At 59.5% G+C, this 12886-nt stretch carries 11 protein-coding genes; 7 read left to right on the top strand and 4 right to left on the bottom strand.

Going from position 1 to position 12886, the window contains the following annotated elements; genetic code table 11:
• Positions 1 to 473: 473 nt before the first annotated feature.
• The gene (locus tag F3J18_RS13055) at positions 474 to 1382 is read right to left on the bottom strand and encodes a LysR family transcriptional regulator (protein WP_166913047.1); all 909 of its coding nucleotides are present in this window, start codon (positions 1380 to 1382) and stop codon (positions 474 to 476) included.
• 132 nt (positions 1383 to 1514) lie between these two features.
• Here F3J18_RS13055 and metE point away from each other — a divergent pair, with 132 nt between their 5' ends.
• The 6 genes from metE (at position 1515) to F3J18_RS13025 (ending at position 7898) form a co-directional block, all read left to right on the top strand.
• Positions 1515 to 3809, top strand: a complete 2295-nt coding sequence (gene metE, locus F3J18_RS13050) for a 5-methyltetrahydropteroyltriglutamate--homocysteine S-methyltransferase (protein WP_166913046.1) — start codon at positions 1515 to 1517, stop codon at positions 3807 to 3809.
• Between the two features lie 58 nt (positions 3810 to 3867).
• Complete coding sequence (locus F3J18_RS13045) at positions 3868 to 4167, top strand: hypothetical protein (protein ID WP_166913045.1); 300 nt, start codon at positions 3868 to 3870, stop codon at positions 4165 to 4167.
• A gap of 126 nt (positions 4168 to 4293) precedes the next feature.
• A complete protein-coding gene (locus tag F3J18_RS13040; protein ID WP_166913044.1) occupies positions 4294 to 4965 on the top strand; it encodes an epoxyqueuosine reductase QueH in 672 nt (223 codons plus the stop codon).
• A 237-nt stretch (positions 4966 to 5202) separates the two neighbouring features.
• Positions 5203 to 6186, top strand: coding sequence for a DUF1852 domain-containing protein (locus F3J18_RS13035; protein WP_036047976.1), 984 nt, complete (start codon positions 5203 to 5205; stop codon positions 6184 to 6186).
• Positions 6187 to 6212: 26 nt separating this feature from the next.
• A complete protein-coding gene (locus F3J18_RS13030) occupies positions 6213 to 7241 on the top strand; it encodes a methionine synthase (RefSeq protein ID WP_345891692.1) in 1029 nt (342 codons plus the stop codon).
• A 147-nt stretch (positions 7242 to 7388) separates the two neighbouring features.
• Positions 7389 to 7898: a flavin reductase family protein gene (locus F3J18_RS13025; protein WP_166913043.1), complete on the top strand. Its 510-nt coding sequence runs from the start codon at positions 7389 to 7391 to the stop codon at positions 7896 to 7898.
• Positions 7899 to 7923: 25 nt separating this feature from the next.
• On the opposite strand, the gene F3J18_RS37830 is transcribed toward F3J18_RS13025, so the two are convergent.
• The 3 genes from F3J18_RS37830 to F3J18_RS13015 form a co-directional block, all read right to left on the bottom strand.
• Positions 7924 to 8388 (bottom strand): methylenetetrahydrofolate reductase C-terminal domain-containing protein, encoded by a 465-nt coding sequence (locus F3J18_RS37830; RefSeq protein ID WP_205195421.1) that lies wholly within the window; start codon positions 8386 to 8388, stop codon positions 7924 to 7926.
• Positions 8345 to 9385, bottom strand: coding sequence for a methylenetetrahydrofolate reductase (locus F3J18_RS13020; protein ID WP_205195420.1), 1041 nt, complete (start codon positions 9383 to 9385; stop codon positions 8345 to 8347). Before F3J18_RS13020 ends, F3J18_RS37830 begins: the two co-directional genes overlap by 44 nt.
• 1445 nt (positions 9386 to 10830) lie before the next feature.
• On the bottom strand, positions 10831 to 11226 hold the full coding sequence (locus F3J18_RS13015) for a group 1 truncated hemoglobin (RefSeq protein ID WP_166913042.1): 396 nt from the start codon (positions 11224 to 11226) through the stop codon (positions 10831 to 10833).
• Positions 11227 to 11367: 141 nt separating this feature from the next.
• Between F3J18_RS13015 and F3J18_RS13010 the strand changes: the two genes are divergently transcribed.
• Positions 11368 to 12321, top strand: coding sequence for a GlxA family transcriptional regulator (locus F3J18_RS13010; protein WP_166913041.1), 954 nt, complete (start codon positions 11368 to 11370; stop codon positions 12319 to 12321).
• The last annotated feature ends 565 nt before the right edge of the window (positions 12322 to 12886 follow it).

Below are 12886 nucleotides of genomic sequence, written 5' to 3'. Positions count from 1 at the left end.
TTATGTAAAATAATTTGTTATCCAAATTATTTTTATCATTCACTTATGCTACGCGTGTACTTCCGTAGCGTTAGCCATTGCGGCATCGTTTGGTCATGGCCAATACCTCCTGAATTCGCCGGCGGGCTCGGCCGGCGACCGAAGCGCACACGCGGCGTCTCGAGCATCTCGGCCGAGATCCAGGCATCGTCCTACCCTACGATCGAGGTCAGCAGTTCGCCGATGCGTTGCTCTGGAGTGGCGCACGCGCGGTAAGCGGCAATCCAGGTAGAAATTGTTCAGACAATCATCTTGTATCCTTCTTATGTAGAAGTTTGAGGGAGGAATGGCGAGAGTCGTGCCAGCGGCCGGGCCGGCGGACGCAAACGAAGCGAATCAAGTGTTCGCGTGCATTCAGGCCGAATCGTGTACGGTGCATGAGTGTGTCGAGATGCGATATGCCCGGTCGCTGGTCCGCTCCGTATGAGTGGGGCTCAGCGTGCAAAGCGCACCGTCTGCCAACTGGTGTCCCGCGCGAACTCGATGAACGAGGAAAGGTAGTCCACCGACTCATCGTCGTTACGTGTGCCGAGGAAGATCTGCTTGGCCACGCCGGTCTTGCCGAGTTTCACTGGTACCACGGCCACGCGATCCGAGTATTCCTCGGCGAGCCAGCGCGGCAGAGCTGCCACGCCGCGCCGGTTGGCCACCATCTGCAACATGATGTCGGTTGTCTCGATCGCCTTGGTGCGCCGCGGCACCACGCCCGCCGGACGCAGGAAATGTGTGTATATGTCCAGGCGATCGGTCTCGACCGGGTAGGTGATCAGCGTCTCGTCGCTCAACTGCTCGGGCTTCACGTAGCGCGCATTGGCCAGCGGATGATCGTCGGCCACCACCAGCACCTGCTCGTAGTCGAACACCGGCTCGAAGCGCAGCCCCGGCCGGTTCAGCGGATCGGGCGTGACCAGCACGTCCACGTCGTAACCGAGCAGCGCGGCGATGCCGCTGAACTGGAAGCGCTGCTTCACGTCCACGTCCACGTCGGGCCAGCGTGTCAGGTACGGCGACACCACCTTCAGCAGCCACTGGTAGCACGGCGCACATTCCATACCGATGCGTAGCGTGCCGCGCTCGCCATTCGCGTACTGTTTCATGCGCGCTTCGGCGTGCTCGAACTGTGGAAGCAGCCGTTCGGCGAGCGACAGCAGATAACGCCCGGCTTGCGTGAGCCGCAGTCCGCGCCCCTCACGATCCCAGATCGGCGTGCCGAGCTGCTGCTCGATCTTCTTCACGGTGTGGCTTAGCGCCGATTGCGTTAGGAACAGCTCGGCGGCGGCCGCCGTGAGCGAACCCTGCCGCTGCACCTCGCGGATGATGACCAGATGAATGCGTTCGAGCATGGTGACCTTGCGTGTCTTAGGCGATGAGAAATATTAATTGATGGATGAAATATTGCCATTTTTCTTCATGGCGACGACATCCTATCATCGCTGCCAGTGTTTCATTCATCCACGCTTGGGACGACGGCAAACATGGCACGTACACACAATCTCGGTTTTCCGCGCATCGGCGCAAAGCGCGAACTGAAGTTCGCCCTCGAACGCTACTGGAAGGGTGAGAGTGCTCGCGATGACCTGAAAGCATGCGGAGCGGAATTGCGTGTCCGCCACTGGCACGATCAGCGGAATCTCGATCTCACGCCGGTCGGTGACTTCGCCTTCTACGACCAGGTGCTCGACATGAGCTTCACGCTCGGCAACCTGCCGGAGCGTGTGCGCAATTTTCACGGCGACATGCTCGACAACTATTTCCGTGTGGCGCGCGGCCGGTCGGCCGAGACGGCTGACGCGCACGCCGATTGCTGCGGCGGTGTGGCCGCAGGCGAAATGACGAAATGGTTCGATACGAACTATCACTACATCGTCCCCGAATTCCGGGCTGATACGCAATTCAGGCTCGATGCGTCGCGCTTCATTGCGCAACTGGCTGAGGCGCGCGCACAGGGTGTGAAGGCGAAGGCAGTGATCATAGGTCCGGTTACTTACCTGTGGCTCGGTAAGGCGAAGGATGCATCGGACAAGCTCGCGTTGCTGCCGGGCTTACTGTCTGCGTATGTGGCGTTGCTCGATGCGCTAGCGGCCGAGGGCGTCGAGTGGGTGCAGATCGACGAACCGGCGCTGGTCACGGAGCTCGACGACGCGTGGCGGCAGGCTTTCGTGACTGCTTACGCCGCGCTGGGGCAGCGCAAGCTCAAGCTGCTGCTTGCGACCTACTTCGGTCAGCTGCAGGAGAACCTCGAGCTGGCTGTGAAACTGCCGGTGGACGGCCTGCACCTCGACGCGATCAACGCGCGGGACGAAGTCGCGCAGGTCGTAGCCCACCTGCCGAGCACGAGCGTGTTGTCAGTCGGGGCGATCAACGGCCGCAACATTTGGAAGACCGACCTGAACGCGGCGCTCGACTGGCTCGAGCCGCTCGCCAGGCGGCTTGGCGAGCGCCTCTGGATCGCGCCGTCGTGCTCGTTGCTGCACGTGCCGGTGGATCTGGCCAGCGAGGTGACGCTCGACGCCGAGATCCGGACCTGGCTCGCGTTCGCGTTGCAGAAGCTCGACGAGGTGCAACTACTGGCCACCGCGCTAAACCGCGGGCGCGAGGCCGTGTCTGGGGAACTGGCCGCCAACGCCGCCGCGGTCGCCGCGCGACGCGCCTCGCCGCGTGTAAACGATCCGGCGGTGAAGGCCGCCGTCGCGAAGATTGACGCGCAGCTCGGCCGCCGCACGAGCGCCTATGCGCAGCGCGCCCCGAAGCAATCGGCACTGCTGCGGCTGCCGGCGTTCCCGACCACGACGATCGGTTCGTTCCCGCAAACCGCGGAGATCCGTCAGGCGCGTAGCCGCTTCAAGGCCGGTGCGCTCGATCGTGACGGCTACCGTGCCATGATGCGCGCCGAGATCGAGCGCAGCGTTCGCGAGCAGGAGCGGCTTGGCCTCGACGTGCTGGTCCACGGCGAGGCGGAACGCAATGACATGGTGGAGTATTTCGGCGAGCAGCTCGACGGCTACGCGTTCAGCCAGTTCGGCTGGGTGCAGTCGTACGGCTCGCGCTGCGTGAAACCGCCGATCTTGTACGGCGACATCAGTCGCCCGGCAGCGATGACGGTGGAATGGATCACCTACGCGCAATCGCTGACGCAAAAGCCGATGAAGGGCATGCTGACCGGCCCGGTCACGATCCTGAACTGGTCCTTCGTACGTGACGACCAGCCGCGTTCGGTGTCCTGTCTTCAGCTCGCACTGGCGATCCGCGAGGAGGTACTGGATCTCGAGCGAGCTGGCGTGAAGGTGATCCAGATCGATGAGGCTGCGCTGCGTGAAGGCCTGCCGTTGCGCCGCGCGCAGTGGGGCGAGTATCTACGCTGGGCCGTCGAATCGTTTCGCATCACGGCCAACGGCGTGCGCGACGAAACGCAGATCCATACGCACATGTGCTATTCGGAGTTCAACGACATCATCGCCTCGATCGCCGAGATGGACGCCGACGTGATCACGATAGAGACATCACGCTCGGACATGGAGCTGCTCGACGCATTCGACCATTTCCGCTATCCGAACGAAATCGGGCCGGGCGTGTATGACATTCACTCGCCGAACATCCCTACCGAGCAGCACATCGTCGCGTTGATGAACAAGGCGGCCGAGCGGATTCCGGCGCAGCGCCTGTGGGTGAATCCGGACTGCGGCCTGAAGACCCGTCAGTGGGCGGAGGTGATCCCGGCGCTGACCAATCTGGTGTCTGCGGCGAAGACGCTGCGCGCCCAGGCCCGCTGAAGCGCGCATCGTCGGTGCCTGCTCCTCGCGGGCAGGCAGGATCCTGGAGAAACACGAGATGAGTACCAACGACGCAGCTGTTTTGGACATGCTGATGACCGCCCTCGAGCGCGACGACGAATCGTGCTGGGCGCTATATGAAGAGATCGGGCGCATCGCAGTGGCGCGCTGGCTGGCGAGTGAGCGCAACGTGCTGCTGACGGTCGCGCGCGCCTGGGTGGCGAGTTCGGATGCGCAGGGTGCGCTGTCCGATTCGTGGCCTGATGCTGCCGATCACGCCGAGATCGCGCAGCGCGCCGAGGTGGCCGATGCCGAGCTGTTCGCGCGCATCGGCGACGCCCTGGCGTGCCGCGTCTGAGGCGCGACCTCGCCCGTGCATCGCCCGACCCATGAGGCAAATCGATCGATCCATGAATAAGTATCGATGGTCGTAGCGATGCCCGGTCCCGGATAATCCGCGATCGGCTTTCCCCTGGATATCGCGATGCCCCACACCGACCCACGCAAACCGTTGCTGCTGCCCGGCGGCCACAACAAGCTGCTGCTGCATTCGTGCTGCGCGCCGTGTTCCGGGGAAGTGATGGAAGCGATGCTCGCCTCGGGTATCGATTTCACGATCTTTTTCTACAACCCCAATATTCATCCGCGCAAGGAATACGACTTGCGCAAGGATGAGAACATCCGTTTCGCAGAGAAATTTGGGATCCCGTTCGTGGATGCCGATTACGATCGCGACGACTGGTTCGCGCGCGCGAAGGGCATGGAGCACGAGCCCGAGCGCGGTGCGCGCTGCACGATGTGCTTCGACATGCGCTTCGAGCGCACCGCACTGTACGCGCACGAGCACGGTTTTCCCGTGATCACGAGTTCGCTCGGTATTTCTCGCTGGAAGAACATGCAACAGATCAACGATTGCGGTGTACGCGCAGCCTCGCATTATCCCGACATGCTGTATTGGGAATACAACTGGCGCAAAGGCGGCGGCTCCGCGCGCATGATCGAAATCAGCAAGCGCGAAAACTTCTACCAGCAGGAGTATTGCGGCTGCGTGTACTCGCTGCGCGATACCAATCGGCATCGCCTAGAAAGCGGCCGCGAGCGCATTCAGCTTGGCGTGAAGTTCTACGGCGACGACGATTCCGCAATCGAGTCGTGAGCCTGCCGTGAGGGCAGCGCCAGCGTGCTTCCGGCGCTACCGATCAGCGGCGGCCGTTCCCTGGCCGCGTGGCGCGGCCCTCGTCATTTCATGACATGAGTGAATATAATGGATGGATGAAGTAAATTCACTTTTATTCATGAATGGATTGACTTAAGATTTGCCCAGTTATCGATTCCCTGAAATTCGCCGAATAAAGCTGCGAGTTTCATTCAAAAATCAGGGCGCCAGACCGACATGAGTAACGATTTCAAGTTTTCCATCAAAAGCATTCGCTTTGATGAGGATTACCGTCCTGCCGAGAGCACGCGTATCACCACCAATTTCGCCAATCTGGCGAGAGGCGAGAGCCGCCAGGAAAATTTGCGCAATACCTTCAGGATGATCGACAACCGGTTCAATGCCCTGGCGCATTGGGATAACCCGAAGGGCGACCGTTATGCGGTCGATCTCGAAATCATTTCCGTGGAAATGAGTGTCGATGGCGAAAGCAGCCTGAATTCCCTGCCGTTGATCGAAGTGCTGAAGACGACCATCGTCGATCGAAAGACCGACACGCGCATCGATGGCATCGTCGGGAACAATTTCTCGTCCTACGTTCGGGATTACGACTTCAGCGTGCTGCTGCTGGAGCACAACAAGAATCACTCGGGGTTCAGCGCACCGGAGGATTTCGGCGACCTTCACGGCAAGCTGTTCAAGAGCTTTGTCGGATCGGACACCTACCGGGCCAACTTCAGGAAGCAGCCGGTCATCTGCCTGAGCGTGTCGAGCAGCAAGACCTATTACCGGACGGCCAACCAGCATCCGGTGCTCGGTGTCGAATACCAGCAGGACGAGTATTCCATGACCGACGAGTACTTCAAGAAAATGGGCCTGCAGGTGCGCTACTTCATGCCGCCGAACAGCGTTGCGCCGCTGGCGTTCTATTTCGCGGGCGATTTGCTCGGCGATTACAGCGATCTCGAACTGATCGGCACCATCAGCACGATGGATACGTTCCAGAAGATTTACCGGCCCGAAATCTACAACGCGAATTCCGCGGCGGGGAAAACCTATCGGCCGAGCTTGAAGCACGAGGATTTCTCGGTGACCCGGATTGTCTACGATCGCGAGGAACGCAGCCGGTTGGCCGTCGAGCAGGGCAGGTTCGCCGAGGAACACTTCATCAAACCCTATCAGGCCGTACTCGAGCAGTGGTCCGCCACCTGCGCGCTTTGATCAATCAAGACACAAGGTTCTCTATCGTGAAGAAACTGTTGCCCACTTCCACCGCCGGCAGTTTGCCCAAACCTTCCTGGCTCGCGCAGCCCGAGACGCTGTGGTCGCCCTGGAAGCTGCAGGACGAAGGTCTGGCCGAGGGCAAGCAAGACGCGTTGCGGCTGTCGTTGCAGGAGCAACAACATGCCGGTATCGATATCGTCAGCGACGGCGAGCAGACGCGTCAGCATTTCGTGACGACCTTCATCGAGCACCTCGACGGCGTCGATTTCGAACACCGCAAGACGGTCCGGATCCGTGATCGCTACGATGCGAGCGTGCCGACGGTGGTGGGTGCGGTGGCGCGCAAGAAGCCGGTGTTCGTCGAAGATGCGAAGTTCCTGCGTCAGCAGACCAAGCAACCGATCAAATGGGCGCTGCCTGGCCCGATGACGATGATCGATACGTTGTACGACGATCATTACAAGAGCCGCGAGAAGCTGGCGTGGGAGTTCGCCAAGATCCTGAACCAGGAGGCGAGGGAGCTGGAAGCCGCCGGCGTGGACATCATCCAGTTCGACGAACCCGCGTTCAACGTCTTCTTCGATGAAGTCAACGAATGGGGCGTCGCGACGCTGGAAAAGGCGATTGAAGGGCTCAACTGCGAAACGGCCGTGCATATCTGCTACGGCTACGGCATCAAGGCCAACACCGATTGGAAGAAGACGCTGGGATCGGAATGGCGCCAGTACGAGGAAGCCTTCCCCAAGCTGCAAAAATCCAGCATCGGCATGGTGTCGCTCGAATGCCATAACTCCCATGTGCCGATGGAGCTGATCGAGCTGATTCGCGGCAAGAAGGTGATGGTGGGCGCGATCGACGTGGCGAACAATACCGTCGAAACGCCGGAGGCCGTGGCCGATACCTTGCGCAAGGCGCTGAAGTTCGTCGATGCCGACAAGCTCTACCCCTGCACCAACTGCGGCATGGCCCCGCTGTCGCGTGCGGTGGCGAGAGGCAAGCTGGAAGCCTTGAGCGCCGGCGCGGACATCGTTCGGCAGGAGCTCTCGAACTAGTATCGAGTTGAAAGCGGGCGCGATCCTCGGAAATCGAACGCGTCCGTTGCTTGCGCCGCTTCGCGTCTCGCGTCCCGCGGGACCGAAGCGGGCTGTCGCAGCCCGGACGCCACCGGCTCGAACCTCACCCGCCATCTCTTTACTATCATGTCAATCCTCAGTGCTGCCATCGAGCCATTGCGCTTTCGCGAAGCGCTTGGGCACTACGCGTCCGGTATCACGGTGATCGCATCGCACGTCGATAGCGAGCCGATCGGCTTTACCTGCCAATCGTTCCATAGCGTATCGATGAGCCCGCCGCTGGTGTCGTTCAACGTGATGAGCAACTCGGCCAGCTACCCGAAGATTCGCCAGGCGGGCCGGTTCGTCGTCAATATCCTGTCGGACGAGCAGATCGGAATTTCCAATCAGTTCGCACGACGGGGCACGGACAAGTGGCAGGGCGTCGAATGGCGGGCTTCGCCGCTCGGCAATCCGATCATCGCCGGCAGCCTCCATTGGCTTGACTGCGAAATTTACGCCGAATACGCCGCCGGCGATCACTTGATCGTGGTCGGCGAGGTGAAGGCGATCGACGTGCAGGCCGCGGCGGCCGCGCAGCCGCTGCTCTATTTCAAGGGGCAATATTGCAACCTCGCCGTGCATGACGAGGTTTGAGCGCCGATTTTCGCTCGGTCGGCGATCACTCGCTGGGACTCGATTCGATGTCCTGCGCTAAATCTTCCGGCTCGAACCATGCGGGCCAGGAGCTACGGTGCCTGCCGCGATCTTCGATGCAAGGAATCAGCGTCTGCGCCAGCAAGGCGAACTGACCGGTTGATTTGGCGAGCCGGTATTTGACGCTGTGTACACACTCGCGATCATCGAATTCGCAACGATTGAGCCGGGTGCCGCCGCAGGGGCCGTTCGCCAGCCCTTTAGGGCATGTTTCGGGACACACGTAGAGCGTGTCCTGCAAGCGACAGCTACCACAAGTATCGCAACCGACCAGCGGCCGCTTGACCGCCCTTTCGACAGCATGCAGCGCATCCGCTCCCATGCGGGTTTTCCAGATCGGCTGTGTCACGCTCCAGCCGACCGCCTTGCCGAGCCATCCCTTGCGATCAAACAGCGCGTCGTGAACTGTGGAGAGCAACGTATAGCGCATGCGCTCGCGGCGGCTGGCGGCGACATCGGATCGCCCCATCTGCCACGCATTGGTTTCGGGAGCGAAGATCACCTGTGGCGCTCCCGGCATCTGCCAGCTCGTGTTCCCGTTCGCTCCATTCGGCCAGCGAGCGCATGCTGTTGCGCTGCTCCGAAATCTCCTGCTCCAACGCAAGCAACTCTTCCAGCGTATGCACGCCGGAGAGGTGCACACCGGCATAGCCCATTAATTTCAGACCAACGATCTGCAATGCCAGGCGCTGCAGGCTGCGTGCCTCGGCAAAGTCCGGCGACACCTGTCGCTCCATACTCAGGACCCCGCGCATAGACTCGGTGATGACGACGCCCGGCACGCCCTGCAGAACCTCCGCGCGTCGGGCGTTCAGTCGCATCACGCAGGCCAGCATGGGTTTCACGCGTGCCTGGGCGCGCATCCAGGTTTGCGCCTCGAGATGCTTCGCGGCATCGAAACCCAGTTGCAGCGTAAGAAAGTCAGCGCCGGCAAGCAGCTTCTTCTCGGCCTTGAGATACTGGGCGCCGCCTTCTTCCTCGCGATATTTGAATGGATTCAACGCCGCGCCTAGCAGCCAGTCCGGGCCGTGCTCGCGGGCAATCTGCAGGGCGGGCACCGACTCCAGATAGCGCACAGTCGCCTGGCCGGGATCATGGCCAGGCAAGCGATCGCCGCTCAGTAGCAGCAACTGCTTCAGACCTCGGCCGCGCATCGATTCCATCTGACGCAGCAGGTCGGCACGCGCGCGATCCTTGCCTGAAAAGTGCACCAGCGACGAAGTCGGCGTTTCCAATGCGCTGGCGCTTTCCAAGGGACTCATTTCCGAGTTCAGGCCTACACGATCGGCGAAGGCCGGCAGCAATGGCCAGCCCGCGATATGCCTGCATTGCACGATTTGATCGAACGCGGCGGTGCGCGACGAGGATTGTTGCGTGATGATTTCCAGCACGCAGACGAAGCGTCCTTCGCGGAGTGCTTGTTTCAATGAACTCAAGTCAGTCCACTACCTTGTAGATCAGAGGGGCGTTGCTGCCGCGACCTCTTTGTCATATGAGAAAGCAACCACTGATATCGCGGTTCGGTGCCGGATGGCGGTAACGAAGAAAACATCTGCGCAGCAGCAAGTCGACGTGAATCTGACATTATCAATGTATTTGTCCCTGTTGTGACCTTAACCCACGAGTACACCGCTCGTAATTTAGTGAGCTCTGGACTGCCCAGGGAATGCTAGACGCCGCTGGTCTATGATTGGACTGTGATCGCGGATAACTCCCCATTGCGGCTTTTCGTGTAACGTCCACGGCAAAGCTTATCCGCGTAGGGGTTCGTCATCGTTCGCAGTGTTCTTCAGGGCGTGTGCCCGGAAGTCGTTCAGCCCTCCGCCAAGATTGCCGGCCTTTCAACCAACCCATGTAGAAAGGTATCGCCGCAAGTTCCGGCGTGTGCGACAAGGCTGGACCACATAAGACAGCGTGACGTCAATTCGCACATCGAATTCGTCCGCCTGCTGGCGAATCTCTGTCAGGATTGGTACCTGAAAGACGTGGCATTCAGCCGCGTGAATCTCGGTGTCACCGCCGGTCATGAAGATTGTGTGGTGGTCGGTGTTTCCGGCTGCGCGTTCCTGGTCAGGGATGCCGTACCCCAAGCAGCGCATCCGACGCTGCGTTAAGCAGGGCTTGCTTCTCTGCTTGCAGCAGGTTATCGGGCGGATTGCGCAGGAGCGTCAGTACATCTTCAGCCCAAGCCGGCCACTGCGCGGACTGCACGACGACGATGCTACGATGGGCGCCTCGTTCGCTCCGGGCTACACTGAAATTCTGCGCTAGCGAACGGATCTAAGGGAAAACATCCAGAGCATCGTTTTTTTCACTGCCGACCGCTTGTCCCTTTAATACGCTGGCAACTGGCGTAGGCGTCCGCTGCGCCGCAAAAGCATGACATTTCAGGCAGCGCTGATAGCAAGCGTCTTCCACGTCATTTGCGTTGCGAATTCCCAAGTCGCGACGCGATCGATGCCAGCGGCACGCCACCCTCGCGCGGTACCCGCCTACGGCGTCGGTCGTGATGAGATACCCGGCGACATTGCAAGTGGCGTCACCGGGTATCTATCATCTGAACTTGGTTGTGTGAGCAACGACAGTTCAAGGCCCCGTTGCTGTAAGACTTTGCATTGTTCAGCTCCGTTTGCAAGTCTCCGGTCTAAGGTTTTTGGTTCGGACAACGAGGCTCAGTGTTCATGGCGCCTTGCCGGAACTGCACTGCTTAAGCGGGTCGCGCCCAGCGAAATGTGCTCTAATCGCCGCAGCAGGGTCAGTGGTCAGCGATAAGTCGGTTAGGATTTCCACCTGTGGCCCCGCACCCAAAGGTCCGAAGACGGTATGGCGAGGTTGCGTGTTGATCTCCCTGCACTCCGTATTCGCAGGGCGGTTAGGTGGTCGGAGTGGCGATCTCGTCACGATAGAGATGGATGATTTCCATGAATTCATCGATTTCCTGACGCGGAACAGCTAGTTGATAGAGCGTATTGCGAATCTCGTGCGCTGTCACATCGAATTCGTACTGGCTAAGAACGAGGTGATGATGAGATTCGAGCATTCCGCGTCCCGGGTAACATTTTGGGCCGCCGGTCGTCTCGATGACCCACGCCGTTACCATGAACTTGTAGCCGGCTTTGAATGCTTCACTATGAAACGCCTTCACCTTTGCGTTGGTATGATTAAGCGTTTCGTTCCTATGAAGATTTTCGATCAAGCGGTCCACTGCTGTGGCGATGGAGTATGCCCCGCCGAGCCGATCGTAGAGAGATTTTTCTTGTCGATCCATTGTGTTTTTCCTTTGTGTTTAAAGTTTAATTAACCAAAGATGTGCGACGATAATACGTCGAAACTCTCTAAGCCTCCATGTCGGGGATGCCACAATTTGGGCCATGATTGGACGCGCTTATTGAAGTAATAGAGACTCCCTATGCACACAGTTTGCCTGATCATTTACCCGAGCTTTCAGCCTATGTCCCTCGCGATCGGAACAGTGTTCGAATACGCGAATCACCTTTCGGAGCGCGCGATCTACGAGTTCTGTGTCGCTTCTGAGCACGGAGGTTCGGTGCAATCGTCGGTGGGCTTTTCTATCGATACCATTCCACTAGACGCGGGAGTAGGCGATACGCTGATTGTCTCGGGAAACAACGATTGCATCCTTCCTAGTAGCGGTCTGATGAAAATCGTTCGCCAAGCCCAGCCGTCGGCAGGGCGAATCGCTTCGATCTGCACGGGTTCGTTTATGCTGGCGGAGATGGGATTATTAGATGGCAGGCGCGCAACAACGTATTGGGTGCACGCTCAGGAATTCAGGAGACGATATCCGCAGGTTCTGTTGGAGGAGGGCAAGATATATGTGGTCGACGGCAATATCTGGACGTCCGCTGGGATGACGGCCGGTCTGGATCTCGCTTTGGCTATGGTCGAGAGCGACTTGGGCCCGGAAGTGGCCAGATCGGTGGCAAGGCGTATCGTTGTTCACCAGCGACGCGGAGGGGCTCAATCTCAATTTTCTGTGCTGCTGGAACTGGACGCAAAGACGGACAGAATTCAGAAGGCGCTGATCTATGCGAAGGAAAATCTGAGCGCTAGGCTGTCCGTTGATGTCCTCGCTGAAGCGGCCAGTATGAGTCGCAGGCAATTTAACCGCGTATTTCGCGAAGAGACGGGGCAATCCCCCGCGAGGGCGATAGAGCAGCTTCGCGCGGAGGCAGCTAGATTCATGCTGGAGACTAGCGTGCACCCGATCGGGACTATCGCCCGTGAGACAGGTTTCGGCGACCGCGAACGAATGCGATTGGCATTTTTGAAAATATTCGGTCAACCTCCTCGAGCGGTCCGGCAGCATCGACTTGGCGACGAGCATTCTCTCGAAGATTGAATGACCCTCGCGCGATGTTTGAACAGCTAACTCTTGGGCATGCCATAAACGCTTATGGGTCGACGGATCGCTTGCCAACACGACGACCTCGGGTGCCTGAAGTGTTGTCGCCAGTAGAGTTCTGGCCAGTTCAGTACGCGATATGATTCACGACGACTTGAGCGAGCGACGCACGCTGCGAGTGATTGGCTGAGCGCTGATGGTGTCTATCCGCTCCAGCGGCGATGACACCTCCCGCCGCAACGAGCGAGTTAAAGCCCCGAATGGCTCCCGGTGCCTTGGCGCCTCTCGCATCCATCGTGATGTCGAGCATCGGCTGCGCCGTGGGCGAGGCGGCCAGTTACTCACGTACATCTTTACCTTGAGATTCGTATGACCTGCGCTGAAACCTAGCAACGAGCGTTTCATGCGATCTCCTTCATCGACGGATAAAAAATCGCAGCTCACCAGCCAGCTTGTCGACGGCTTGGCGCGGCGCGAGTGCGGCCCGGGCGTGTGGACGTGCTGGCATAGCGCGTGTCGCCGTGCGGCACACTATGCTGTATTGCGCGGCGGGGTTTTTGTT

The sequence above is a fragment of the Burkholderia sp. Ax-1720 genome (genome assembly GCF_011753035.1).
Taxonomy (GTDB): domain Bacteria; phylum Pseudomonadota; class Gammaproteobacteria; order Burkholderiales; family Burkholderiaceae; genus Burkholderia; species Burkholderia gladioli.
The sequence above is the reverse complement of the archived record's forward strand: the minus strand, read 5'-3'. Positions and strand labels throughout refer to the sequence as shown.

What these genes read in the sequence shown, in the direction of transcription:
- F3J18_RS13055 (WP_166913047.1), bottom strand. Translation starts at nt 1,382, where the DNA reads ATGCTCGAACGCATTCATCTGGTCATCATCCGCGAGGTGCAGCGGCAG.
- metE (WP_166913046.1), top strand. Translation starts at nt 1,515, where the DNA reads ATGGCACGTACACACAATCTCGGTTTTCCGCGCATCGGCGCAAAGCGC.
- F3J18_RS13045 (WP_166913045.1), top strand. Translation starts at nt 3,868, where the DNA reads ATGAGTACCAACGACGCAGCTGTTTTGGACATGCTGATGACCGCCCTC.
- F3J18_RS13040 (WP_166913044.1), top strand. Translation starts at nt 4,294, where the DNA reads ATGCCCCACACCGACCCACGCAAACCGTTGCTGCTGCCCGGCGGCCAC.
- F3J18_RS13035 (WP_036047976.1), top strand. Translation starts at nt 5,203, where the DNA reads ATGAGTAACGATTTCAAGTTTTCCATCAAAAGCATTCGCTTTGATGAG.
- F3J18_RS13025 (WP_166913043.1), top strand. Translation starts at nt 7,389, where the DNA reads ATGTCAATCCTCAGTGCTGCCATCGAGCCATTGCGCTTTCGCGAAGCG.
- F3J18_RS37830 (WP_205195421.1), bottom strand. Translation starts at nt 8,388, where the DNA reads ATGCGCTATACGTTGCTCTCCACAGTTCACGACGCGCTGTTTGATCGC.
- F3J18_RS13015 (WP_166913042.1), bottom strand. Translation starts at nt 11,226, where the DNA reads ATGGATCGACAAGAAAAATCTCTCTACGATCGGCTCGGCGGGGCATAC.
- F3J18_RS13010 (WP_166913041.1), top strand. Translation starts at nt 11,368, where the DNA reads ATGCACACAGTTTGCCTGATCATTTACCCGAGCTTTCAGCCTATGTCC.